A 23,391-nucleotide genomic window follows, 5' to 3' on the forward strand; every position below is an offset into this window, starting at 1 on the left:
CGAGCAGGAGGTAGCAAGTCGTGGAAGACCTTGGCGAGATCGTTGGCGAATTCCTCATGGAGAGCCACGAGAACCTGGACCAGATCGACCGGGACCTCGTCAGCCTGGAACAGGAGCCGGATTCGCGTGACCTGATCTCCCGCATCTTCCGGGCGATCCACACGATCAAGGGCACCAGTGGGTTCCTGGCCTTCTCCCGCCTGGAGAAGCTGGCGCACGCCGGCGAGTCCCTGCTGTCCCGGCTCCGCGACGGCGTCCAGCCGGTCACTCCGGAGACGATCACCGTTCTGCTGCTCTGCATCGACGGCGTCCGGTCCATCCTCTCCTCGATCGAGGAGAACGGGTCCGAGGCCGAGGTCGACATCGAGAGCATGATCGTCCGGATCAAGGCGCAGATGGACGCGCCGACGGACGCCGCTCCGGCCGCGGCCGCCCCCACCGCCGACGCCGCACCGGCCGCCGAGGCGGAGGCCCCGGTGAGCGTCGAGCAGGAGGCTCCGGCCGCCCGCCCGGCCCCCGAGCCGGTCTCCGACCAGCGCCAGCCGCTCGGTCAGATGCTGGTCGACGCCGGCGCGGCCCAGGCCGCCGACGTCGCCTCGGCGCTCCAGCAGCAGATCGAGGGTGACGAGCGCAAACTCGGCACGATCCTGCTCGAGGAAGGCAAGGCGGCGCCCACCGCGGTCAGCGAGGCGCTCCAGTCGCAGGCCCCGAAGCGAAGCATCGCCGACAGTGCGATCCGGGTCGACGTCGACCTGCTCGACACCCTGATGAACATGGTCGGTGAGCTGGTGCTGGCCCGGAACCAGCTGGTCCGTGGCGTGATGGAGATCGGTGACTCCGGTCTGGTGCGCAGCGCCCAGCGGCTCGGCATGATCACCAGTGAGCTGCAAGAGGGCATCATGAAGACCCGCATGCAGCCCATCGAGCACATCTGGTCCAAGCTTCCCCGAGTCGTCCGGGACCTGAGCAACTCGCTCGGCAAGCAGGTCGCGCTGGTGATGGAGGGCAAGGAGACCGAGCTCGACCGGAGCCTGCTGGAGGCGGTCAAGGACCCGCTGACCCACCTGGTGCGTAACGCGGTCGACCACGGTATCGAGGAGCCGGAGCGGCGGATCGCCTCCGGCAAGGACCCGGAGGGCACACTCACGCTCCGCGCGTACCACGAGGGTGGGCACGTCGCGGTCGAGGTCGCCGACAACGGTGCCGGCCTGAACGTCGAGCGGATCGCGCAGAAGGCCGTGGAGAACGGGCTGCTCCGGCCGGAGCAGATCCCGAACATGGACAAGCGCGACATCATGGCGATGGTCTTCCAGCCCGGCTTCTCCACCGCCGCGAAGGTCACCAACGTCTCCGGCCGCGGCGTCGGCATGGACGTGGTCAAGACCAACATCGAGAACATCGGCGGCGCGGTCAGCGTCGACTCGACACCCGGCGAGGGCACCGTCTGGCGCCTCACCATCCCGCTGACTCTGGCGATCATCCAGGCCCTCACCGTCGACTGCGCCGACCAGCGCTACGTCGTCCCGCAGGTCGCGGTGCTGGAACTGGTCTTCATCGACGGCAACACCACCAAGGTCGAGTACGCCTCCGGCGCCCCGGTCTACCGGCTGCGCGGCAAGCTGCTCCCACTCGTACGGCTGGATCGTGCTCTCGGTCTTGAAGTCGGCGGTGACCAGGGCGTCTACATCATGGTGCTGCAGGCCGACGGCCGGCGGTTCGGCCTGGTCGTCGACCGGGTGCTGAACACCGAAGAGGTCGTCGTCAAGGCCCTCAACACCAGATTCAAGGACATCGGGTTGTACGCCGGAGCCACCATCCTGGGCGACGGCAAGGTGGGTCTGATCCTGGACGTGTCCTCGCTGGCCCGCCGGTCGCACCTGGCCGTCGACTCGGAACGCGAGACGGTCGCCGACAAGCGCGGTCAGCAGGGCGGCGGTACCGAGCGTCTGCTGGTCACCGCGGTCGGCGAGCGCCGAGTGGCGATCCCGCTGGACACGGTCACGCGACTGGAGGAGTTCCCGCGCGACCGGATCGAGCACGCCGGCTCCCGCGAGGTGGTCCAGTACCGCGGCCAGATCCTGCCCCTGGTTCGTCTATCGCACCTGCTCGGGGCGTACGGCGAGGAGCTGGAGGGCGACACCGTGTCGGTGGTCGTCTACAGCGAGGGCGGCAAGAGCGTGGCCCTGGTCGTGGACCGGATCGTGGACATCGCCGAGAACTCGACCACCGCACGCCGCGACGCGGAGGAGGACGGCCTGGTCGGCACCGCTGTGATCCAGCAGAGGGTGACCGAGCTGCTCGACGTGCGCCGGGCCATCCTCGCCGCCGACCCGAACTTCTACAGCGATTCGATGGACGACATGCTGGTGGAGGCCTGACATGGCGAGTCGTCAGTTCGCCACCTTCGAGGTGGACGGCCAGCTCTTCGGGGTCGAGGTGCATACGGTGCAGGAGGTGCTCTCCTACAACGAGTACACCCCGGTGCCGCTGGCACCGCCCGCGGTCGGCGGTCTGTTCAACCTCCGCGGTCAGGTCATCGCCGCAGTGGACCTGCGGGTGCAGCTGGGCCTGGCCCGGCAGGCGCTCCAGGGGCCGGTCATGAACGTCATCCTGCGTGGTGACGGGGAACCGGTTTCGCTGCTGGTGGACAAGATCGGCGAGGTGGTCGATCTCGACGACGAGACTTTCGAGCCCCCACCGGACACGCTGAGCGGTCCCACGAGGGAGCTGGTGGTGGGCACGTTCAAGCTGGACGGGCGGTTGATGCTGGCTCTCGACGTCAACCAGGCCGTCGATACCTACCGCGCCACCAACTGATGTACAGCCTGGTCAGCGCCCCCGTGCTGGGCTTCGACCTGACCCGCCTGGAGGGCGGGTCGGCCGCGGCCGAGGTGATGCTGCGCGCCCTGCGTCTGCAGAGCGGAGATCTGCCGGTACTCGCCGAGCGGCTGCCCGACGAGAACGTCCGCGGGCCGCTCTGGGTGGAGGTGGAGTCCGCGGCGCGGCGGATGCCCACTCTCAAGGGGATGTCGAAAGACGACCCGGCCGGAAACCTCGCCTTGGTCGAACGCGCGCCGATCGGATCGGTGGACGCGCTGCTGACCTGCCTGCGCTACGACGTGATGTCGTGGACGTGGGAGGGCACCGGCCGGGACGCACGACAGAGTGAGGACGCGGCCGCGGCCACGGCCCTGCTCTGTGACGCCGCGGTCGCCAGCTATCTGCGTGAGGTGCTCGACGACGAGACCCGCCGCCGGCTCGGTGCCGGGTGGGTCTCGGCGATGCGCAAGCTGCCGGGCGGTCCGCCGATCGACATGGGGCCGCACCACTACACGGTGTCGGCCCTGCTCGACCGGCTACGAACACTGCGGCCGGAGGACCGGCAACGGGTCTCCTCCGCAGCCGACGACGCCCGGCGCAACACCGCCGGCTGGTCGCCCGCCGTGCATTCGGCGTCCTGGGCGGCGTACCTCTCCGATCGGGTCCGTACCGCGGCTGCAGCGCAGATGCTGTTGGTGCAGGCGGTGGATACGGCCGGGATTCCGCTGGCAGATCGTGCCGGAGGGGTCTGGAACATGCTCAGCGGTGCCGTTCAGGCGCTGGTGGTGCGCGATTTGCTGGACACCGCCACGGCACACCGGTTGCTCGCTCCGGTGGTCGCGGCGCTCGGCCCGGCCTGGCTCGGTTGAAGGGAGTGGTCGAATGATCTCGGTTCTCGTCGTCGACGATTCCGTGGTGGTACGTCGGCTGATCGTCGATGCTCTCGGCGAAGCGCCGGGCATCCAGGTCGTCGGCACCGCTGCGAACGGTCTGCTCGCACAGGCGAAGATCGATCAACTGAAACCCGACGTGATCACGATGGACATCGAGATGCCGCAGATGGACGGCATCGAGGCGGTCCGCGAGCTGCGCAAGCGGCACAACACTCCGGTGATCATGTTCAGCACGCTCTCGGCCGCGGGCGCCACCGCCACGCTCGAAGCGCTGTCCGCGGGCGCCACCGACTACGTGACCAAGCCGAGCAACGTCGGCTCCGTGCAGGAGTCGATGATGGCGGTGCGCGAGCAACTCGTACCGAAGATCCAGGCTCTCGGCGGGCGTCGCCGTCCGCCTGCCGGACCGCCCAGCCGCGGCCCGGCGCCGGCCGGATTGCGTCCCACCGGCCCCGCGCCGCTGCGGCCGGGCTCCCCGCCCGGAGCCCCGGCGCGTCCCGGTGCCGGTCCGGCGGCCCCGGCGCGCCCGGCGGTCAAGCGCAGCCCCGGCGGGAAGATCGACATCCTGGCGATCGGCTCGTCCACGGGTGGTCCGGACGCGCTCACCAAGGTGCTGCTCGGTCTGCCGGCCGACCTGCCCGTCCCGATCGTGATCACTCAGCACATGCCACCGGTGTTCACCAAGATGTTCGCCGAGCGGCTGGACCGGAGTACCCCGCTGAAGGTGGTGGAGGCCGGCGAGGGCATGGAGCTGACCGCCGGCACCGTCTACATCGCCCCGGGTGATCGGCATCTGGTCTTCCAACGCCGCGGCACGACCACGATGACCCAGCTCAACAACGGTCCGCAGGAGAACTCGTGCCGGCCGGCGGTGGACGTGATGTTCCGGTCGGTGGCCGCTCTGTACGGCGGGTCGTGCTTCGCCACGATTCTCACAGGAATGGGACAAGACGGACGGGGTGGTGCGAAAGTGCTACGAGACTCGGGCGCCGAGGTTCTGGCACAGGATGAGGCGACCTCGGTGGTCTGGGGCATGCCCGGCGCCGTGGTGGCGGCCGGCCTGGCCGACGAGGTGCTGCCGTTGGACCGGATCGCGGGGGCCCTGCTCAACCGTGTCCGGGTGGGCCGGTCGCCGGCGGTGGCCCGATGACCCTTTCCCAAGCTGAGTTCGCCTTCGTCTCCAACCTGGTCCGCAAGGAGGCGTCCATCGTCCTTGCGCCCGGCAAGGAGTACCTGGTCGAGGCGCGGCTCATCCCGGTCGCCCGGGCGGTCGGGGCGCCGAACGTCAACGAGTTCATCGGTGACCTCCAGAAGCGCCCCAATCCGGCGCACCAGCGGAAGATCATCGACGCGCTCACCACCAACGAGACCTCGTTCTTCCGGGACCGTGAGCCGTTCGCCGCGCTCACCGACGTGGTCCTGCCGGAGCTGATCAAGTCCCGGGCCACCGTGCGCAAGCTGCGCTTCTGGTCCGCGGCCAGTTCCAGCGGGCAGGAGGCGTACAGCCTGGCGATCACGTTGCAGGAGACCCTGCCGGCCGGATGGACATACGAGATCCTCGGCACCGACATCTCCACCGCGATGGTGGACCGGGCGCAGAAGGCCGAGTACAGCCAGGTCGAGGTGAACCGGGGCCTGGCCGCCACCCAGCTCGTGCAGTATTTCGAGCGGGCGGGCGCGCATTGGCGGATCATTCCGGCACTGCGCAAGAACGTGTCGTTCAAGCACATGAGCCTGACCGCGCCGTTCCCACCCATGCAGCCGTTCGACGTGATCTTCCTGCGGAACGTCCTCATCTACTTCGACGTCGCCACCAAACGCCAGGTGCTGCAGAACGCCGCCAAGATCCTGCGCCCGGACGGGCTGCTCTTCCTCGGCGCTGCCGAGACCACGATCGGGATCGACGACAACTACGAACGGGTGGCCGCCGGGCGCACCTCTGCCTACCGGTCTCGTACAGCGGCGCCCGCCGGTGCCGCGAGAAGGGGATGACGCCGATGCGTGCCATGGTGATCGACGACTCGCGCGCGATGCGCATGATCCTCAAGCGCATCGTCACGAAGCTCAACTTCGAGGCGGTGGAGGCCGGGGACGGCAAGGAGGCGATGGACCTGCTGGCCGATATGACCGAGGTGCCGGAGCTGGCCCTCATCGACTGGAACATGCCCAACATGAACGGGCTCGAATTCGTCACCAAGGTCCGGGCCGACCCGAGACTGCGGGAGATGACGCTCGTGATGGTCACCACCGAGAGCGAACAGAGCCAGATCGTACGAGCGCTCGCCGCGGGCGCCCACGAATACGTGATCAAGCCCTTCACCGAAGGCGCGATGATCGAAAAGCTGGCCCTGCTGGGCCTCGTCCCGACCGGAGCGAACTCATGAGTGTCGAAGTCGAGGTCGACGAGAGTGACCTCGCCGAGATGGTGGAACAGGTATGGGAGTCATATCTGGACCCCGAGGGTGTCAGTCCGCTGATCCCCACGTACGACGAAAACCAGCCGTCCGAGGTGCACTCCTCGGTCTCGATCACCGGGTCCTGGTCCGGGCATGTCGTGTACGCGTCCTCCCGAGCCGCCGCCCAGCGCGCCGCGGCCGCCTTCCTCGCCATGGAGCTTGAGGAAGTGAGTGAGGAGGACATCTCCGACACGCTCGGCGAACTGGCCAACATCGTCGGTGGCAACGTCAAAGCGATGTTGCCGCCGGGGGCGCAGTTGTCGCTCCCACAGGTGGTACTCGCGCCGGAGGCTTCGGCGCGATTCCCGAACACCGAGCGCATCAGCGGCGTGTACGGGATGTGGGAGGGCGAACCGGTGTCCATTTCGATGTGGCAGAGCAGCACCGACAACAAGGAGGAGGGTGCATGAAGATCCTCATCGCCGATGACAGCCGGGTGATGCGGCAGATCGTCGTCCGGACCCTGCGACAGGCCGGGTTCGGGGATCACGACCTGGTAGAGGCCGCCGATGGCAAGGAAGCCCTCGACATGGCCACCGAGCAGAAGCCCGACCTGGTCATCTCGGACTGGAACATGCCGCACCTCACGGGTATCGAGGTGCTCCGACAGCTTCGTGCCGCCGGCAACAACGTCAAGTTCGGCTTCGTGACCTCGGAGTGCACTCCGGAGATGAAGTCGGCCGCCGAAGGCGCCGGTGCGGCGTTCTTCATCGTCAAACCCTTCACCGCTGAGCGATTCGACGAAGTGTTCGCTCCTATTTTGGGATGATTAAGACATGTCAGACGTCTCGGTTCTTCCCGGCTCTCTAGCCGTACGCAACCTTTTCGAGGACCTCCTCGGGCGAGAGGTGACGGTCAGCCCCGGCGACCCGATCAGCGCGCCCGAGGTACCTCTCACCACCTCCGCGATCTTCACCGACAGCGGTCAGAAGATCTACGCGGTGATGGGCATGACGCTCAGCCTCGCCGCCAACGCGGGTGCCGCGCTCGGTCTGCTGCCGGCCGGCGCCGCCGAGGACAGCATCGACGAGAAGCAGCTCTTCCCGAACCTGGCGGAGAACGTCTTCGAGCTGTGCAACGTGTTCACCAGCCTCCTCAACAAGGAGGGGGCTCCGCACGTGAAGCTCTACCAGGTCATCTACCCGAACCAGGAGCTGCCGGCCGACGCGCGCGCCGTCCTGCTCGCCCTGGGCCGGCGTCTCGACCTGTCGGTCGAGGTCAACCGGTACGGCAAGGGCAAGCTCAGCCTGTCCCTCGCACCCTGACCCTACGGATCCGCCGAAGGCGTACAAAATTGAAGATCTCCCGTTGCGGGCCCGCCATCCGGCGGGCCCGCAAATTTCTGTCTAAGCAAATCGGGGGGCGGGCCGAAGCTTAGGTTGAGCCTGCTACGGGACAGGAGAAGTCGATGACCTCACCGATGTCCGGACCCACCGGAGCCGATCCGTCCAAGGCCGTGGCTGCGGCCAAGGCCGCCGAAGCGAAAAGTAAATCGCTCGGTGACAAGGACACCTTCATGAAGCTCCTGGTCGCTCAGCTGAAATACCAGGACCCCACCAAACCCGCCGACTCGACCGCGTTCCTGGCGCAGACCGCCCAGTTCACGCAGGTCGAGAAGCTGGAGGACATGATCGGCATGCTGCAGTCGCAGCGCATGATCGGCGCCAGCTCCCTGGTCGGCAAGACGGTCACGTACATGGACGACACCGGTGCGATGCAGACCGGCGTCATCAGTGCAGCAAAGCTAAATGGAGACAGCGAACCGACGCTCAAGGTCGGGAACACGGATGTGCAGCTGTCCAAGGTCACGGAAGTCACCGACACCAAGACCGCCTGAAATCCGTCTCCCTCCACAAGCGTAAGGACCTTACTTAATGCTGCGTTCTCTCTATTCCGGCATCAGCGGACTCAACGCTCACCAGCGGATGATCGACGTCACGGGAAACAACATCGCGAACGTCAACACCACCGGCTACAAGTCGTCGCAGGTGCAGTTCAACGACACCCTGAGCCAGATGATGGGCGCGGGCGGCTCTCCCCAGGACGGCATGGCCGGCACCAACCCGGCGCAGATCGGCCTCGGTGTGCGGGTGGCCGGCGTCACCGCGAACTTCAGCCAGGGCTCGGCGCAGACCACCGGCAAGTCCGGCGACATGATGATCCAGGGTGACGGCTTCTTCATCACCCGCAGCGGCAACGAGAACCTCTACACCCGGGCCGGCTCGTTCTTCTTCGACGCCAACGGCGTGCTCGCCACCGCGACCGGTGAGCCGGTCCAGGGCTGGACCGCGGACTCCAAGGGTGTGGTCAACTCCGGTGTCCAGCCGAGTGACATCCGGATGCCGCTCGGTGCGACCATCCCGCCCAAGCAGACCTCGACGATCACCCTCAAGGGCAATCTGACCAGCGACTATCCGACGAACGAGCTGGCCACCAGCGACGTCGTCACGATCCCGGTCAAGATCTTCGACGACAAGGGCGCCACGCGGACGATCACCGCCGTGCTCTCCCGGGACGTCGACCCGACCCGGGCGCAGCCCAAGGACACCATCTTCAACGTCGATCTCTATGAGGTCTACGACGCCGAGGTTCCGGCCAACAATGTCCGGGTCGCCAACCCGGACGGCACTCTGACGGGCACGAAGCTCCTCGACATGTCCACCGGCCGGCCGGTCGTCGAGGTGAGCGACAACCCCACCGACGGCAACCTGGACTCGGACGGGAACATGACGTTCCGAGCCACCACTCCGACCGATCCCGGTCTCAAGATCAATATGGCTGACCTGACCATGTACTCGGGTCTCACCGACGCACGGGTCTTCAACGTCGACGGCCAGACGGCCGGCGCCCTCACCTCGCTCTCCTACACCGTGTCCGACAGTGGTGAGATCATCGGCGTCTACAGCAACGGTCTGAAGCAAACGCTGGGCCAGGTCGCGATGGCGACCTTCAAGAACGTCGCGGGCCTGGAGAAGGTCGGCAACTCGCTGTTCCGGACCACCGTCAACTCCGGGTACGCCCAGGTCGGCGAACCCGGCAGTGCCGGCATGGGTCAGGTCATCTCCGGTGCGCTGGAGATGTCCAACGTCGACCTCGCACAGGAGTTCACCAACCTGGTCGTCGCCCAGCGCGGCTTCCAGGCGAACAGCCGCATCATCACCACCTCCGACGAGATCCTCCAGGAACTCGTCAGCATGAAGCGCTAGACGAGCTGAACCCGGGCGGCCGGGACGGGCACACGTGTGCCCGTCCCGGCCGTTCTGCACGTCCGGACGGATGAGCACCTTCGCACCCGGATAGCGACCGCCTCGATCTCATCGGCAACCGGGATCGGGCCGAAGTAACAGGCGAAGGGCCACGGACGGCCTACACCAGCCAAGGACGACCCAAGGACGGAACTTGATCCTCGTAACTCGTATCAACGGTGCCGTGTTCGCGCTGAACCCGGACCTGGTCGAGCGCGTCGACTGCACGCCCGACACGGTCGTCACCCTGGTCGACGGCACCAAGTACGTCATCGCCGAGTCCGTGCCCGAATTCATCGACTCGGTGCGTCACTACCGCGCCTCGCTGATCGCCCAGGCGAGCCGCATGGAGCCCGAGCCCTCGGCCCTCACCACTTCCTCGTCCTCCTCGGATGACGACCTCGACGCCAAGGTGCTCCCGCTGCACCGGAAGGAACGCTGATGGACCTCGCTAGCATCATCGGTGTGGTCGCCGGCCTGGCGATCGTCTTCACCGTCCAGATCCTGGAGGGCGGCTCACCCGCCTCCATCATCCTGCTGCCCTCGATGCTCCTGGTCTTCGGTGGCGCCTTCTGTGCCGCCATGGCCGGCGGCATCATGAAGGACGCCGGCGGCTTCATCACCCAGCTCAAGAAGGCCTTCACCAACAAGGTCACCCCGCCGACCCAGCTGCTCGACAACGTCGTGAAGCTGGCCGAGCGGGCCCGCCGCGAGGGCCTGCTGGCCCTCGAGGACGCGGTGAAGACGGTCGAGCACCCGTTCCTGAAGCGCGGTCTGCAGCTGGCCATCGACGGCACCGACCCGGACGAGCTGCACGACATCCTGCACGCCGAGGTCTCCGCCAAGAAGAAGGCCGACAAGGCCGGCAAGAAGTTCTTCGAGAACATGGGTGGCTACGCCCCGACGATCGGCATCATCGGCACGGTCATGGGTCTGGTCCACGTGCTCGAGAACCTGGACAAGCCCGAGACGCTCGGCCACTCGATCGCCGCGGCGTTCGTCGCGACCCTCTGGGGCGTGCTCAGCGCGAACATCATCTTCCTGCCGATGGCGGCCCGGCTCGACCGGCTCGGCGCCATCGAGGCCGAGGAGATGGAGCTGGTCATCGACGGTGTCCTGGCCATCCAGGCCGGCTCGAACCCGCGTCTGGTCGCCCAGAAGCTGCGCAGTCTGCTCCCGCCCGACGAGATGAAGAAGGCCGAAGCTGCGGCCTCGAGCAAGAAGGCGGCCTGACCTAGATGAGTTCCGGCGGGGGAAAGCGTAAGCAGAAGCACGAGGAGCACGAGGAGCACGTCAACCACGAGCGCTGGCTCGTGTCGTACGCAGACATGCTGACCCTGCTGTTTGTTCTCTTCGTGGTGCTCTTCTCGATGAGTGACGTGAACCAGAAGAAGTTCGCGCAGTTGGCTCAGGGCCTGTCCCAGGGGTTCGGCTCCAAGAGCGCGGCGTTCAGCGGCAACTACGCCCCGCTGGACGGTGCCTCGAACAACGCCCAGGTGGTACAGATCGACCCGGGCTCCAACCCCGGTGACGGCAGCTCGGGCACCGAGGGCCTGAACCAGAAGCAGAAGGAGGCGGTCGAGCGGGCCATCAAGGCCGAGGACCGCAAGAAGGCGTCGGCCAACGCGGAGAAAGCCGCCAAGGAGGCCGAGGACCTGAAGGCCATCGAACGGAAGATCGCCGACGCACTGGCCGCGCAGAAGATGCTCGGCAGCGCGAAGTTCACGATCGACCAGCGCGGCCTGATCGTCACCATCGTGACCAACGAGGTGGTCTTCGCCGGCAACCGGGCGGAGCTCCAGGCCGGTGGCGAGAAGATCCTGAACGCGATCGCCCCGACGCTGGCCGGTCTGCCGAACAGCATCGAGGTGGACGGTCACACGAACCAGCTGAAGGCGCGCACCACGTTCTACCCCAGCGGTTGGGAGCTGTCCGCGGCGCGAGCCTCGACCACGGTCCGGTTCTTCACCGACCACGGTCTGCCGAAGAAGCGGCTCAGCGCGGTGGGCTTCTCCGACACCAAGCCGCTGATCGACCCGAAGGACCCACGCTCGATCCAGATGAACCGCCGGGTGGACGTCGTCGTCCTCACCCAGCTCACCGCGGACCAGGCGGCGCTGCTGCCGTCGGCGGCCGGCGAGGACGGCAAGCTGCACACCGGTCAGACGACCGCCGAGTACAACGCCGAGCAGAAGGCCGCGGCCGAGACCACGACGCCGAGCACGACCACTGAGCACACCACCACCAAGACCACCACGCACGACTGAACTGAGGGGAGTTCGTAATGGCTGACGAGAAGGAAACGGCCGAAGCGCCGAAGAAGTCCAACAAGATGCTGATGGTGGTCATCGCCCTCGTGCTGGTCATCCTGGGCGGCGGTGGGGCCGGGGCGTTCTTCATGCTCCGCGGCGACACGGCCCAGGCCGAGGCGAAGCCGGTCAAGGGCGTCGTCACCGCGGCCGAGAGCACCATCACGGTGAACCTGGCCGACGGCCACTACCTGAAGCTCGGCTTCGCGCTCCAGCAGACCGAGGACGCCGGCACCGAGGCGGTCGACCTGAACGAGGCCTACCAGCTGGCGATCGACGCGTACACCGGTCGCAAGCTGGAGGAGCTCTCCACCGCCGAGGGCCGCGAGAAGATCAAGGAAGAGCTGCTCGCGAAGCTGGTCGAGACCTACACCGAGGACAAGAAGAAGATGGTCATGGACATCTACTACACGTCCTTCGTGACCCAGTAAGACCGCTGTTCGGGCGGGTCTCCTCCGGGAGACCCGCCCATCGGCGCGAGAACTGGATGAAAACACCGCCACGGCTCAGCGGTTCGGTAAGTGAGCCGATGAGGACGACGTGACCACCGCTCAGCGATCCCCCGGCAGGATGTCACGTCGCGGCCAAGGCGGAGGCCCGACCGCGTACGACTTCCGGCGCCCCATCAAGCTCTCCCGCGAGCACGTCCGTACCTTGCAGATGGTCTTCGAGTCCTATGCGCGAAGCTGCGGCACCCTGCTGACCACTCGGCTCCGGGCGGTCAGCAACGTCAGTCTCATCTCCATCGAGCAGCTGAACTACGACGAGTACGTCGCCGCGCTCGCCAATCCGACGATCATCGGTGTGGTCACGCTGGATCCGCTGCCCGGCACGGTCCTGCTGGAGATCGCCCAGTCGGCGGTGATGACCGCGATAGATCACATGCTCGGCGGCCCCGGCGGCAGTCAACCGGAGCGGCCGCTGACCGAGGTCGAGATGCCGCTGCTGCGCGGCCTGATGGAACGGATGCTCGGCGAGCTGCGGTACGGCTTCGAGAGCATGGTGGACATCTCGCCGAAGCTCAAGGAGATCGAGTACAACGCGCAGTTCCTGCGTGCCCACGCGCCCGGTGACGCGGTGGTGGTCGCCTCCTTCGAGACGAAGATCGGCGCCGAGGAGTGCATCTCCACCCTCTGCCTGCCGTTCAACACGATCCTGCCGGTGCTGTCGCGTACCGAGGCGATCGTGTTGAGCGCCGCCGAACGCCAGGCGAAGGACACCGCCCTGCGGAACCTGACGGCCGGCCTTTCCGCCGCTCCGATCGACGTAGCAGTGCGATTTCAGCCCATCCGGATGCGTACCGATGACATCGTGGATCTGCGCCCCGGCGACGTGGTCCCGCTCGGACACGCGACCAGCCGGCCGCTCGAGGTGACCGTGCACGACATCGTCTTCGCTCATGCAGTTCCCGGTAACCAGGGCGCCCGGCTGGCGTGTCTCGTCGTGCCGTCGCCCAACGAGAGCTCGTCCAAGGAGTCTGGCCGCCCATGACAGCGCCCACCATGACCGCGCCTCAGCTGGCGCTAGCCCGGAACGCCGCCGAGGCTGCGCTGGCCGTCCTGCCCACCAGCCGAGCCCTGATGGTCGGCGATCCGGTCATACCGGACGCCGGGACGGTGATCGAAGGTCAGGCGATCACGGCGCGGTTCACCGGCGCGGCCTCCGGTGAGGTTCTCGTCGTGGTCGGCCAGGACCTGGCGGACGCGCTCCGGGAGAGCCCGCTCGGCGAACTCGACCTCACCGCCGCGGTGCGTCCGGCCCTCGAGGCGGCCGCTCGGGTCTTCGGGCCGGTGGTCCTCGACCCGGGTCAGCTGATGGAGCCGGAGGTCGCGCTGAGCGCGCTGGCCGCGAAGGACGGTGCGGTCGCGGTTCCCCTGCAGGACGAGACCGAGGTACGGGCGGTGCTCGCCCTCGCGTTGAGCCAGTGGCCCGGCGACGACCAGGGCGCGGTGAACGTCTCGCAGCGCGCCGCGCCGAGCCGGATGGCGAGCGGGCGCGGCGGCCTCGACATGCTGCACGACGTCGAGATGGAGGTCTCGGCCGAGCTGGGCCGGACCCGGATGAGCGTGCGGGAGCTGCTCTCGCTCAACCCCGGTGCGATCGTCGAACTGGACCGGGCCGCCGGCAGCCCGGCCGACCTGCTGGTGAACGGCCGGCTCATCGCCCGCGGCGAGGTCGTCGTGGTGGATGAGAACTTCGGCATCCGGATCACCGAGATCGTCTCGCCGGGCTCGGAGTAACCGCCTTGATCTCGCTCACCGTGCGCGTCGTCTTCGCCCTGCTCGTCGTCCTGATGCTGATGTGGCTGCTCGCCAAGGCCGTCCGCCGGCCGTACGCGGGCCGTCGTGACGGGACGCTCGCGGTGCTCAACCGCCAGCAGCTGAGCCGTGGCTCGGCGGTGGCGGTGGTGCGGGTGGCCGATCGCGCACTGGTGCTCGGGATCACCGAACAGCAGGTCAGTCTGCTCGGCGAGACGGACATCGAGGCTTTCGAGTCCGAGCCCGAGGAGCACCGGGACCACATGGAGGTGGCGCCCGGCGGCCTGTCCGCCGAGCTGCCGGGCCGGCACCCGGGGAGCCTCGGCGGCCGGCTCGACGGCTCACTGCTCTCCCCGAAGACGTGGACCTCGACCGTCGAGTTCCTGCGCGACCGGACGACGAGGCGATGACCCCATGGCGAGGCGTGCGTTTCCCCTGCTGATCCTGGCGGCGACCCTGGTCCTGCTGCCGGAGGCGGCCTCGGCCGCGCCCGCGCCGACACCGCCCAGCATCGACATCCAGATCAACGGCACGAACCCGGACGGCAGTCGCCCGGCCGCGTCGCTGGTGATCGTCCTCGGCCTGACCCTGCTCTCGGTGGCTCCCGCGCTGCTGCTGCTCTGTACCTGTTTCACCAAGGTCTTCATGGTCCTCGGCATCACCCGCAACGCGCTCGGGCTGACCACCATGCCGCCCAACCAGGTGCTCGCCGGTCTGGCCCTGTTCCTGAGCCTGTTCATCATGGGGCCGACCGTGTCGGCGATCAACGAGCAGGGTGTGCAGCCCTACCTGAACGGTGACAAGACCCAGTCGCAGGCGTTCAAGGACGGGGTCGAGCCGCTGCGCGAGTTCATGTACGAGGTGACCCGCGAGGACGAGCTGGCGCTGCTGATCAAGGTGTCCGGGGCGGAGCGCCCGCCCAACATCCAGGCTGTTCCGCTGACCACGCTCGTCCCGGCGTTCGTGCTGTCCGAGCTGCGGGCCGCGTTCATCATCGGGTTCGTCATCTTCATCCCGTTCCTGATCATCGACCTCGTGGTGTCGGCGTCCCTGATGTCGCTGGGCATGATGATGCTGCCCCCGGTGACCATCGCACTGCCGTTCAAACTGTTGCTGTTCGTGCTGGTCAACGGGTGGAGTCTGATCATCACGGCACTGGTCGGCTCGTACTGAGACGATGAACTTCGACATAGCCATCGCACAGTTCCTGGCGATCATGCTGGGGGCGGTGCGGACCGGCGCGTGGATGATGGTGTGCCCGCCACTGAACTCCCGGCTCATCCCGGGGCAGGTCAAGGCGCTGCTCTCGGTGGGTCTGACGCTGCCGATGGCGCCGTACCTGACCACCACGGTCCCGTCGCTGGAGACCAAGGATCTGATCTTCAGCGCCGCCCTCCAGGTGTTCGTCGGTGCGGCGCTCGGCTTCTTCACCGCGATGCTGTTCGCCGCCATCCAGGCCGCCGGCGACCTGCTCGACCTGTTCAGCGGTTTCACTCTGGCCGCGACGTACGACCCGTTCTCGCAGAGCAGTGCCTCGATCTTCGGCCGCTTCTACAACCTGGTGGCGCTGACCCTGCTCTTCGCCGGGGACGGGCACCAGATGATCCTTCGTGGATTCCTGCAGAGCTTCCGTACACTGCCGCTGGACGCCACGTTCTCCACCGAGACGCTCAGCAAGCTGCTGCTCCGCGGGGTCGGCGAGATGTTCCTGGCCGCTGTCCAGATCGCCGGGCCGCTGATCGCCGTGCTGTTCCTGGCCGACGTCGCGCTGGGCCTGCTGAACCGGGTGGCGCCGGCGCTCAACGCGTTCCAGCTCGGTTTCCCGATCAAGATCTTCCTGGTGGTGACCCTCTCCGGGATCGCCATCGCGATGCTGCCGGGCGCCCTCGACACCCTGGTCGAGAAGGCGGTCACCGCGGTGGTCCGGCTCAGCGGCGGCTGAACCACGCCGAAGAGCGTTGGTAGAGCCACGAGCGCGGGGAGGTGAGACGTGTCCGGCGAGAAGACCGAGGAACCCACACAACAAAAGCTGAAGAAGGCCAAGCAGGAGGGCCAGATCGGCAAGACCCAGGACCTCGGCGCCTGGGTCGGCATGCTCGCCGCGAGCATCATGCTGCCGCGCACGCTGCGTCAGGCCATGGAGCATGCCCAGGAGCTGATGGAGAAGATCCCGGACACCATCGCCGATCCGGACGTCGGCAAGGGGCTGGCGATCTTCCGGGACGCGCTGATGAGCGCCGCCTGGGCGGTGCTGCCGCTGGCGCTGACCATGATGGCGGTCGGCATCGTGGCCGCGGCGGCGCAGGGAGGTATCCGGGTCGCCACCAAACTCTTCATTCCCAAGTTCAACAGGCTCAACCCGTTCAGCGGCCTCAAGCGCATGCTCGGCCCGCAGGCGCTCTGGGAGGGCTTCAAGGCGCTGTTCAAGACGATCGTGCTGGGGCTGGTCCTCTGGTTCACGATGCAGGACATCGTGCCGGTGCTGATGGACGCCGGGCGGTTGCCGCTGGTCACGCTGCTCGGGGTGGTCAGCGACGCGTCGATCCAGCTGATCCGGGCCGCGGCGGCGGCGGGCATCGTGATGGCGGCGGCGGACTACTTCGTGGTGCGGCGGCGGACCAAGAAGCAGTTGCGGATGAGCAAGGAGGAGGTCAAGCAGGAACACAAGAACACCGAGGGCGACCCGCTGGTCAAGGCCCAGATCCGGGCCAAGCAGCACGCCATGGCGCGGAACCGGCAGATGGCCGACGTGCCGACCGCGGACGTGGTGGTGGTCAACCCGGTGCACGTCGCGGTGGCCCTGCGGTACGAGCCGGCCAAGGGCGCGCCCCGGGTGGTGGCGAAGGGCAAGGGCCCGCTGGCCGCGAAGATCCGCGAGATCGCCACCGAGAACCGGATCCCGATGGTGCAGGACATCCCGCTGGCGCGGGCGCTCAACAAGGACTGCGAGATCGGCCAGGAGATCCCGGCGGAGTTCTACGGCGCGGTGGCCAAGGTGCTGGCGTTCGTGATGAGTCTGAAGGCACGTGGTGCGGCGGCCGGTTTGCATCGCAACCCGAACCCGACCCCAGCTATGGCATAACCACCGATTCCGGAGATTTCCTCACAACGGGGTGCAAGAGCAGGGAAGATCGAGACGTGGCGGTGCCACAGCGGCCTCAGTGACGGCGACGGAACGCCGAACAGAACAACGCCAGGACGGCGACGGCTGGGCTCGGATGGCCATCGGACTGCCCACGCTCGGAAGGTGCCGTGAAGAACCGAAACCTAGGCAGGTTTGCCGTACCCGTAGGGGTCGTCGGCATCATCATCATGATGGTCGTCCCCCTGCCGACCTTCCTGCTGGACATGTTGATCGCCGTGAACATCACGGCCGCCCTGCTCGTGCTGCTGATCGCCATGTTCGTGCAGAAGCCGCTCGACTTCGCCGTCTTCCCCGCGTTGCTGCTGGTCATGACCCTATTCCGGCTGGCGCTCAACATCAGTGCGACACGCCTGGTGCTGCGCGACGGTGATGCCGGCAAGGTCATCCACGCGTTCGGCAGTTTCGTCGTCGGTGGCAACCTGGTCATCGGTCTGGTGATCTTCACGATCCTGGTGATCGTCCAGATGATCGTGGTCACCAAGGGCGCCGAGCGGGTCGCCGAGGTCGGCGCCCGCTTCACCCTCGACGCCATGCCCGGTAAGCAGATGGCCATCGACGCCGACCTCAACGCCGGTCTGATCGACGAGGCCGAGGCCAAGAAGCGGCGGGCCGAGGTGTCCTCGGAGGCCGACTTCTACGGCGCCATGGACGGTGGTTCCAAGTTCGTCAAGGGCGACGCCATCGCGGCCATCATCATCACGGTGATCAACCTGGTCGGTGGCTTCGCGGTCGGCATCCTCCAGGCCGGCATGGCCCCGGTCGACGCGATGAACCACTACAGCATGCTGAGCATCGGCGACGGCCTGGTCTCGCAGATCCCGGCGTTGCTGCTGTCGGTCGCCACGGGTCTCATCGTCACCCGCTCGGCCACCTCCGGCGACATGGGACAGACGGTCACCACCCAGCTCAGCCAGAACAAGCTGGCGCTGCGGATCGGCGGCGGCGCCGCGATGGCCCTCTGCATCATCCCCGGTCTGCCGCCGCTGCCGTTCCTGCTGGTCGGCGCGACGGTCCTGCTGATCGCCCATCGGGTCAAGGACCCGGCGCCGGAACCGGTCGAGGGCGCCGCCGCAGCCGAGGCGGTCGACCTGCCCTCGCCCGACTCGCCGGAACAGTTGCTCGGCGAGATGCGGATCGACCCGCTGGAGTTGGCCCTCGCCCCCGACCTGGTCGACCTGGTCGACGCCAGCAGCGGAGACCTGCTCGACCGGGTACGCGCCCTGCGCCGCAAGATGGCCATGGAACTCGGGGTGATCATGCCGCCGGTCCGCACCCGGGACGACCTGGACCTGCCGCTCTCCTCGTACGCGATCCGGATCTCCGGTGTCGACGCCGGCTCCGGCCAGGCGCCACCGGGCACCGTCCTGGCCATCGGCGAGGGTCTCCAGGCCCTCCCCGGACGGGCCGGGGTCGAACCGGTCTTCGGGCTCGCCGGCAAGTGGGTCCCCGCCGAACTGCACTACCAGGCCGAGATCTCCGGCGCGACGGTGGTGGACCGGGCGTCGGTGATCATCACGCACCTGGCCGAGATCGTCCGCACCAACGCCAGCCGCCTGCTCGGCCGCGAGGACGTCCGCGCCCTCTCCGAGATGGTCAAGCGCACGCACCCGGTGGTGGTGGAGGAGCTGACCCCGGCGCTGCTCAGCCTCGGCCAGGTGCAGAAGGTGTTGCAGGCTCTGCTCGACGAGGGCGTGCCGATCCGTGACCTGGTCCGGATCTTCGAGGCGCTGTCGCTGCGTGCCAAGGCCTCCCAGGATCACGACGGCCTGGTCGAGGCGGCGCGCGGCGCCCTCGGACCGGCCATCGCCGCCCAGTACGCGACCGCGGGCCGGCTCACCGTGATCACTCTCGACCCGATGCTCGAGCAGGGCCTGCTCGAGTCGTTGCGACCCAGCGACACCGGCGCCTTCATGGCGATCGACGGCATGCGCGCCGAGGCGATCGTCAGCGAGGCCGGCCGGCTCGCCGAGGCCGCCGAGCAGCAGGGACTCAACCCGGTCCTGGCCTGCTCACCACAGCTGCGGCTGCCACTGATGCGACTGCTGCGAGCCGGCTCCCGCCGGGTTCAGGTGCTGTCGTACAGCGAAATCTCTGGTTCCACCGCACAGATCGAGACGATAGGGGTGGTGAACGGTGCCTACGCGGGTGCTGCTTGAGGGACCGGCCATCGAGCCACTGCTGGCTCAGGTACGTGACGAGTACGGCTCGAGCGTCCGGATCATCTCCGCCGACAAGGTACGAAGTGGTGGCATCGGGGGCTTCTTCGCGAAGCAGCACTACGAGCTCTCCGTCGAGGTACCGGATCCAACCGAGGACAGTGATGACATGGCGCAACAGACCGTCGCCGGCAACGGCACACACAACTTCGAGCGCCTGCTCGAGCAGGCCGAGGCGCACGACCGGGTGACCACCGACAGACCGCCCGCGACCCCCGACCGGCGAACCCGCCAGGAGGGCCGGCAGGCCGGGCTCGGCGACACCGGCGCCGCGTTCGCCGAGCTGATGGCCGGCCTCGACGTCGCCGGTCACCTCGGTGAGGGCCGGGCGCCGTCCCGTCCCCGCGCGGCCGAGCCGATCAAGCCGGTCGAGTCGCGCGAGGAGTCGCCGACGGTTCGACCGTTCCGCCCGGCCACCGCCACCGGCTCACCCGTCAACGCCGGCCGGCCGCTGCCCGCCGCCCTGCCCACCACGCCCAGCTTCCCCGAGCGGCCCGCCGCCAAGGAACGCCAGACCCCGGAGCCCCGCGAGACCATGACCCCGATCCGCGCGGCCACGGCCGCTCCCCGCTCGGTCTCCCCGGCGCCGTTCCGGACCGTCGAGCCGACCCCGGCGCCGCCGCGTGCCGCCTTCGCTCAGCCGCCCGCGCCGATCCGGTCCGCGGCCGACGTGTACGGGCTCGACGAGTCGGTGCCGATCTCGCCCGCCCCGGCCACGCCGACTCCGGCCGCACCCGCGGCGCCGGCCGCGCTGCGTTCCGGCGAGCTCGACCCGGTGCAGCGCAACCTGATCACGGTCGGTATGCCCGAGTCGATGGCCCGCAAGATCACCGGCGGGGACACGTATGCCGGTGTGCTCAGCGTCCTCGCCGCCCGCCCGGCCGCACCCGGCATCCCGGACGGCCCCGGCGAGATCCTGGTGCTGGCCGGCGAGGTGCACACCGCCGTGCCGATCGCCAAGCAGATCCTCGAACAGCTGCACGTCGACCAGACCCACCTGCTGCTCGCCGCTCCGTCGACGGCCGGCACCGGGCTGCACTCGTCCCGGCTCATCTCCAGCCGCAGTGCGGCCGAGTCACGTGCGGACAAGCTGCAGAGCTCGGAGCATCCGTGGGTGGTGGTGATCGAGGCGCCGGTCGGCGGGACCGACCCGTTCTGGGTCAACGACATGAGTGACGCGCTCGGCGCCACCGCGCTCTGGGCCGTCGTCGACGCCACCCGCAAGACCGCCGACTCGGCCCGTCATCTGCGCAGTCTCGGTGAGGTCGAGGCGCTCGTGGTGCACAGCGTGGAACTGACCGCCGACCCCGCGTCGGTGCTCGGCCTGGACGTGCCGATCTTCTCGCTGGACGGCAAGCCGGCCACCCCGCACGCCTGGGCGGCCATGCTGTGCGCCCGGATCGCGGCCGAGGTCATGCCGTCGGCGGTGGTCCCGCGCCGGGTGACCCGGTCCGGCCGCCGCTGACCCCGCCAGCCGATGATCAAGCCGTCGGTTCTGCTGTTCGCGCTGTTGATGAGCGCGCCGGCGTGGTACCGCCTGCTCCTCGACGAGGTGGACCTGATCCAGGTGCTGATCCGGTTCCTGGTCGCCGTGCCGATCGCCGCGGTGCTCCTGGCCGGGCTCCGATTCGTCCTCGCCGGTTACCGGAAGGCCGAGGAGGAGCCGCCCGGGACCCTGATGACCCCCGAGCCGTACGAGAGTCCCGAACCCGGAAAGACCAGCTGATCGGCGCCGGCCCCGCACGGGGGCCGGCGCCGGTTCGCGGTCAGGCCTGCACGTCCAGCCGTCCCGAGCTCGGGTCCACCCGACGGGTGGACACCGGGGCGGGCTCGGCCCCGACGTCCGGGCCACCGCGCGGCGTGTCGGTCCGCCGGTTCAGAGTCTCGGCGAACTGCTGCCGCGCCTGCTGTTGCGCATTGCCCTGCCGCAGGTCGAGCGTGCAGTTCCCGAACCCGGAGTTCTCCAGCTCACGCCGCAGATCGTCGAGCGACGACCGGAGCGCCTCGGTGCCCGCCTCGGTCCCGCCGGACAGTTGCACGGTGATGTCGCCGTTGCGGATCTCCGCCACCACCTGCACCGGTCCCAGATCGGCCGGGTGCAGGTTGATGGTCAGCCGGTGCACACCGTCGGCGTCCAACCGGAGCGGGATGAGGCGGGTGGCCACCTGTGCCGCCGCGGGTGCCGGGTTGGTCGGAGCCTGCGGTGCGGCCGGTTGCGTTTCGGCGGTGGGCGCGGCCGGAGCGGCTGCCTGCGGGCCGGTCGACCCGGTCACCCCGGCGGTGGCCGGTGCGGCCGGTCCGGCGGTCTCGGCTGCTGCTCCCACCTGCGGGAATCCGCCGGTCGAGGGTTCGGCGGTGGTTCGGTCGGTGCCGGTTAACGTGCCGGCCGTACCATCTCCGCCGTTTTGACCGGACCCGTCGCCCGGCCCGCCGCCGTCCTGGCCGCCGGTGTTCGGTGCCGCCTCGCCGGCCGGCGCCTGGTCGGCGACGGCGGTTCCGGTGGTGTTCTCGGCCGGCGCCGTCGCGGCGGCCGAGGCCGACGCACGCAGGCCCTCCGGGCGTGGCGCGGCCGCCGCCTCGGTCACGGTGGCCGTCGCGGCGGACGCGGCCGGATCCATCGGAGATCCAGCCCCGGTGGGTACGCCCGGAGCCGCCCCCACTCCAGCCGATCCGGTGCCGGCCGAACCCGAAGCAGTGGTCTGACCGGCGGGGACAGTCCCCGCGCCGATCGCGCCGTCGGCGCCCTGCCCAACCGTTCCGGTGGCGACGGGCCCACCGCTGGTGGTAGCAGCCGCGGCACCGGTGCCGGCACCGGCAGCCGCCGCGGTGTCGACCGTCGGGTTCGGGCCGGTCTGAGTGGCCTGCGCCCCGGTGTCCGTGGTGGTGGCCGCGGTGCCGACCGGTGCGGTCGCGCCCGGGCCGGTGGCCGTCATGGTCGTTCCGGTCGCGGCCTGTGGTGCCACACCGGTGACCGCCGTCGCCGAGTCACCGGCCGTTGCGGGGTCTCCGGTCGTGCCGGTCTCGGCCGCGACGGTCGGTGGTATGCCCGCCATCGTGCCGGTGGCCAGGGCCATCACGGTGCCGTCGACCGTCTTCTCGGCAGTCTCCTCGGGCGCATCGGTTTCGACGGGAGCCTCAGTGCCGGCCACGGTGGTCTCCTCGACCTCGCCGGCCGTGGCCTGGTCGGCTCGGGCGTCCGCGCGCGCCGAAGCCTGCGCTTCAGCACGTGCCGCATCCCGGGTGCCGGTCGCACCGGCCCGAACCGGCGCGCTGGACTGCCCGGCCACCCGGTCGTCGGCGGACCGGTCGGCCGCCCGCTCCGTGGCCGGTCGGTCGACGGGCGTCCGGGCGACGACCGCCTTGTCCGGGACCCGCTTCGCGTCACGTCCCGTGGCGGCCCGCCGCTCCGAGGCCCGCTCGGTGGCCGCCCGGGCATCGGCCCGTTCCGCACCGGCCCGCTCGGCGGCGTCCCGTCCGGCCGCGGCTCGCCCGGCGACCGTCCGAGCGGCCGCACGCTGCACCGCTTCCCGCCCGTCGGCGGCCCGTGAGGTCGCGGCCCGCTGTGCCGCTTCGCGTCCGTCGGTCGTTCGTGAGGTCGCGGCCCGCTGCGCCGCCTCGCGCCCGTCGGTGGCCCGTGAGGTCGCGGCCCGCTGTGCCGCTTCGCGTCCGTCGGTCGTGCGCGCCGCCTGCCGGCCCGAAGCCGAGCTCGCGGTGAAAGCGGCCCGCTCGCCCACGGCGTGCGCATCAGCCGTCCGGGAGGCGGCCGCCCGTGACATCGCCGCCCGGTCCGCCGCGAACCGGGCCGCCGCCTGTGAAGCGTCGGTGGCGGGGGAGTCGCGCTTGCCCGCCGGCCGGCCGGCCGCTCGTTCGTCCTCGTCACCGGGACGGCTCATCTCGGCCGAGAGCGCCGACCCGAACTCCGGCCCGCCCTCCTCACGCCGCCCGCCCGCTCGTCTGGTCCCGTCGGCGCCCGGCCGGCGGTCGGGACCCGTCACTGAACTCGGCATGGTCATGCGTCTCCCTGCTGGTGGGTGTCGGATCGGGGGCTG

25 protein-coding genes are annotated in these 23,391 nt (G+C 68.9%); 24 read left to right on the forward strand and 1 reads right to left on the reverse strand.

The features are described from left to right. The first annotated feature begins 20 nt into the window (after nt 1-20). The 24 genes from Q0Z83_RS46280 (at nt 21) to Q0Z83_RS46395 (ending at nt 21,068) form a co-directional block, all read left to right on the forward strand. Nucleotides 21-2,378: a chemotaxis protein CheA gene (locus Q0Z83_RS46280; protein ID WP_317789914.1), complete on the forward strand. Its 2,358-nt coding sequence runs from the start codon at nt 21-23 to the stop codon at nt 2,376-2,378. A 1-nt stretch (nt 2,379) separates the two neighbouring features. Beyond that, complete coding sequence (locus Q0Z83_RS46285) at nt 2,380-2,817, forward strand: chemotaxis protein CheW (protein ID WP_093619555.1); 438 nt, start codon at nt 2,380-2,382, stop codon at nt 2,815-2,817. Continuing rightward, the gene (locus Q0Z83_RS46290) at nt 2,817-3,689 is read left to right on the forward strand and encodes a hypothetical protein (RefSeq protein ID WP_317789916.1); all 873 of its coding nucleotides are present in this window, start codon (nt 2,817-2,819) and stop codon (nt 3,687-3,689) included. Before Q0Z83_RS46285 ends, Q0Z83_RS46290 begins: the two co-directional genes overlap by 1 nt. A gap of 13 nt (nt 3,690-3,702) precedes the next feature. Beyond that, nucleotides 3,703-4,863: a protein-glutamate methylesterase/protein-glutamine glutaminase gene (locus tag Q0Z83_RS46295; RefSeq protein WP_317789917.1), complete on the forward strand. Its 1,161-nt coding sequence runs from the start codon at nt 3,703-3,705 to the stop codon at nt 4,861-4,863. Then, on the forward strand, nt 4,860-5,705 hold the full coding sequence (locus tag Q0Z83_RS46300) for a CheR family methyltransferase (RefSeq protein WP_317789918.1): 846 nt from the start codon (nt 4,860-4,862) through the stop codon (nt 5,703-5,705). Before Q0Z83_RS46295 ends, Q0Z83_RS46300 begins: the two co-directional genes overlap by 4 nt. A 14-nt stretch (nt 5,706-5,719) precedes the next feature. Then, nucleotides 5,720-6,097 (forward strand): response regulator, encoded by a 378-nt coding sequence (locus Q0Z83_RS46305; protein WP_239143795.1) that lies wholly within the window; start codon nt 5,720-5,722, stop codon nt 6,095-6,097. Then, a complete protein-coding gene (locus Q0Z83_RS46310) occupies nt 6,094-6,579 on the forward strand; it encodes a chemotaxis protein CheX (RefSeq protein ID WP_317789920.1) in 486 nt (161 codons plus the stop codon). The genes Q0Z83_RS46305 and Q0Z83_RS46310 overlap by 4 nt, the downstream gene beginning before the upstream one ends. Further along, entirely contained in the window at nt 6,576-6,938 is a 363-nt protein-coding gene (locus Q0Z83_RS46315; RefSeq protein WP_317789921.1) for a response regulator, read from the forward strand. The genes Q0Z83_RS46310 and Q0Z83_RS46315 overlap by 4 nt, the downstream gene beginning before the upstream one ends. Nucleotides 6,939-6,945: 7 nt before the next feature. Then, nucleotides 6,946-7,434: a hypothetical protein gene (locus Q0Z83_RS46320; protein WP_317789922.1), complete on the forward strand. Its 489-nt coding sequence runs from the start codon at nt 6,946-6,948 to the stop codon at nt 7,432-7,434. Nucleotides 7,435-7,577: 143 nt separating this feature from the next. Further along, nucleotides 7,578-8,006, forward strand: a complete 429-nt coding sequence (locus Q0Z83_RS46325) for a flagellar hook assembly protein FlgD (protein WP_317789923.1) — start codon at nt 7,578-7,580, stop codon at nt 8,004-8,006. Nucleotides 8,007-8,043: 37 nt separating this feature from the next. Then, a complete protein-coding gene (locus Q0Z83_RS46330) occupies nt 8,044-9,375 on the forward strand; it encodes a flagellar hook protein FlgE (RefSeq protein ID WP_317789924.1) in 1,332 nt (443 codons plus the stop codon). Nucleotides 9,376-9,568: 193 nt separating this feature from the next. Continuing rightward, entirely contained in the window at nt 9,569-9,856 is a 288-nt protein-coding gene (locus tag Q0Z83_RS46335; RefSeq protein WP_093619563.1) for a flagellar FlbD family protein, read from the forward strand. Then, the gene (locus tag Q0Z83_RS46340; protein ID WP_317789926.1) at nt 9,856-10,647 is read left to right on the forward strand and encodes a flagellar motor protein; all 792 of its coding nucleotides are present in this window, start codon (nt 9,856-9,858) and stop codon (nt 10,645-10,647) included. Before Q0Z83_RS46335 ends, Q0Z83_RS46340 begins: the two co-directional genes overlap by 1 nt. Nucleotides 10,648-10,652: 5 nt before the next feature. Then, the gene (locus Q0Z83_RS46345) at nt 10,653-11,681 is read left to right on the forward strand and encodes an OmpA/MotB family protein (RefSeq protein WP_317789928.1); all 1,029 of its coding nucleotides are present in this window, start codon (nt 10,653-10,655) and stop codon (nt 11,679-11,681) included. 17 nt (nt 11,682-11,698) lie between these two features. Beyond that, nucleotides 11,699-12,154 (forward strand): flagellar basal body-associated FliL family protein, encoded by a 456-nt coding sequence (locus Q0Z83_RS46350; protein WP_317789930.1) that lies wholly within the window; start codon nt 11,699-11,701, stop codon nt 12,152-12,154. Nucleotides 12,155-12,263: 109 nt separating this feature from the next. Continuing rightward, entirely contained in the window at nt 12,264-13,214 is a 951-nt protein-coding gene (locus tag Q0Z83_RS46355) for a flagellar motor switch protein FliM (RefSeq protein ID WP_317789932.1), read from the forward strand. After that, on the forward strand, nt 13,211-13,963 hold the full coding sequence (fliN, locus tag Q0Z83_RS46360; protein WP_317789933.1) for a flagellar motor switch protein FliN: 753 nt from the start codon (nt 13,211-13,213) through the stop codon (nt 13,961-13,963). The genes Q0Z83_RS46355 and fliN overlap by 4 nt, the downstream gene beginning before the upstream one ends. Nucleotides 13,964-13,968: 5 nt before the next feature. Next, nucleotides 13,969-14,391, forward strand: coding sequence for a flagellar biosynthetic protein FliO (locus tag Q0Z83_RS46365; protein ID WP_317789934.1), 423 nt, complete (start codon nt 13,969-13,971; stop codon nt 14,389-14,391). Nucleotides 14,392-14,395: 4 nt separating this feature from the next. Continuing rightward, nucleotides 14,396-15,154, forward strand: a complete 759-nt coding sequence (gene fliP, locus Q0Z83_RS46370; RefSeq protein WP_317789935.1) for a flagellar type III secretion system pore protein FliP — start codon at nt 14,396-14,398, stop codon at nt 15,152-15,154. A 4-nt stretch (nt 15,155-15,158) separates the two neighbouring features. Next, nucleotides 15,159-15,923: a flagellar biosynthetic protein FliR gene (gene fliR / locus Q0Z83_RS46375; protein WP_317789936.1), complete on the forward strand. Its 765-nt coding sequence runs from the start codon at nt 15,159-15,161 to the stop codon at nt 15,921-15,923. Nucleotides 15,924-15,971: 48 nt separating this feature from the next. Continuing rightward, nucleotides 15,972-17,063, forward strand: coding sequence for an EscU/YscU/HrcU family type III secretion system export apparatus switch protein (locus tag Q0Z83_RS46380; protein WP_317789937.1), 1,092 nt, complete (start codon nt 15,972-15,974; stop codon nt 17,061-17,063). Between the two features lie 170 nt (nt 17,064-17,233). After that, nucleotides 17,234-19,282: a flagellar biosynthesis protein FlhA gene (gene flhA / locus Q0Z83_RS46385; RefSeq protein ID WP_317789938.1), complete on the forward strand. Its 2,049-nt coding sequence runs from the start codon at nt 17,234-17,236 to the stop codon at nt 19,280-19,282. Next, on the forward strand, nt 19,272-20,807 hold the full coding sequence (locus Q0Z83_RS46390) for a hypothetical protein (protein WP_317789940.1): 1,536 nt from the start codon (nt 19,272-19,274) through the stop codon (nt 20,805-20,807). Before flhA ends, Q0Z83_RS46390 begins: the two co-directional genes overlap by 11 nt. Before the next feature lie 12 nt (nt 20,808-20,819). Further along, entirely contained in the window at nt 20,820-21,068 is a 249-nt protein-coding gene (locus Q0Z83_RS46395; protein WP_317789941.1) for a hypothetical protein, read from the forward strand. Between the two features lie 40 nt (nt 21,069-21,108). Here the strand turns inward: Q0Z83_RS46395 and Q0Z83_RS46400 are convergent, their stop codons facing one another. Further along, nucleotides 21,109-23,355, reverse strand: a complete 2,247-nt coding sequence (locus tag Q0Z83_RS46400; RefSeq protein ID WP_317789942.1) for a flagellar hook-length control protein FliK — start codon at nt 23,353-23,355, stop codon at nt 21,109-21,111. Between the last annotated feature and the right edge of the window lie 36 nt (nt 23,356-23,391).

This window comes from Actinoplanes sichuanensis (genome assembly GCF_033097365.1).
Classification (GTDB): domain Bacteria; phylum Actinomycetota; class Actinomycetes; order Mycobacteriales; family Micromonosporaceae; genus Actinoplanes; species Actinoplanes sichuanensis.

Excerpts from the sequence above, each read along its gene's own strand:
- Q0Z83_RS46285 (WP_093619555.1), top strand. The coding sequence starts at position 2,380 with ATGGCGAGTCGTCAGTTCGCCACCTTCGAGGTGGACGGCCAGCTCTTC.
- Q0Z83_RS46290 (WP_317789916.1), top strand. The coding sequence starts at position 2,817 with ATGTACAGCCTGGTCAGCGCCCCCGTGCTGGGCTTCGACCTGACCCGC.
- Q0Z83_RS46295 (WP_317789917.1), top strand. The coding sequence starts at position 3,703 with ATGATCTCGGTTCTCGTCGTCGACGATTCCGTGGTGGTACGTCGGCTG.
- Q0Z83_RS46300 (WP_317789918.1), top strand. The coding sequence starts at position 4,860 with ATGACCCTTTCCCAAGCTGAGTTCGCCTTCGTCTCCAACCTGGTCCGC.
- Q0Z83_RS46305 (WP_239143795.1), top strand. The coding sequence starts at position 5,720 with ATGGTGATCGACGACTCGCGCGCGATGCGCATGATCCTCAAGCGCATC.
- Q0Z83_RS46310 (WP_317789920.1), top strand. The coding sequence starts at position 6,094 with ATGAGTGTCGAAGTCGAGGTCGACGAGAGTGACCTCGCCGAGATGGTG.
- Q0Z83_RS46315 (WP_317789921.1), top strand. The coding sequence starts at position 6,576 with ATGAAGATCCTCATCGCCGATGACAGCCGGGTGATGCGGCAGATCGTC.
- Q0Z83_RS46320 (WP_317789922.1), top strand. The coding sequence starts at position 6,946 with ATGTCAGACGTCTCGGTTCTTCCCGGCTCTCTAGCCGTACGCAACCTT.
- Q0Z83_RS46325 (WP_317789923.1), top strand. The coding sequence starts at position 7,578 with ATGACCTCACCGATGTCCGGACCCACCGGAGCCGATCCGTCCAAGGCC.
- Q0Z83_RS46330 (WP_317789924.1), top strand. The coding sequence starts at position 8,044 with ATGCTGCGTTCTCTCTATTCCGGCATCAGCGGACTCAACGCTCACCAG.
- Q0Z83_RS46340 (WP_317789926.1), top strand. The coding sequence starts at position 9,856 with ATGGACCTCGCTAGCATCATCGGTGTGGTCGCCGGCCTGGCGATCGTC.
- Q0Z83_RS46345 (WP_317789928.1), top strand. The coding sequence starts at position 10,653 with ATGAGTTCCGGCGGGGGAAAGCGTAAGCAGAAGCACGAGGAGCACGAG.
- Q0Z83_RS46350 (WP_317789930.1), top strand. The coding sequence starts at position 11,699 with ATGGCTGACGAGAAGGAAACGGCCGAAGCGCCGAAGAAGTCCAACAAG.
- fliN (WP_317789933.1), top strand. The coding sequence starts at position 13,211 with ATGACAGCGCCCACCATGACCGCGCCTCAGCTGGCGCTAGCCCGGAAC.
- fliP (WP_317789935.1), top strand. The coding sequence starts at position 14,396 with ATGGCGAGGCGTGCGTTTCCCCTGCTGATCCTGGCGGCGACCCTGGTC.
- fliR (WP_317789936.1), top strand. The coding sequence starts at position 15,159 with ATGAACTTCGACATAGCCATCGCACAGTTCCTGGCGATCATGCTGGGG.
- Q0Z83_RS46395 (WP_317789941.1), top strand. The coding sequence starts at position 20,820 with ATGATCAAGCCGTCGGTTCTGCTGTTCGCGCTGTTGATGAGCGCGCCG.
- Q0Z83_RS46400 (WP_317789942.1), bottom strand. The coding sequence starts at position 23,355 with ATGACCATGCCGAGTTCAGTGACGGGTCCCGACCGCCGGCCGGGCGCC.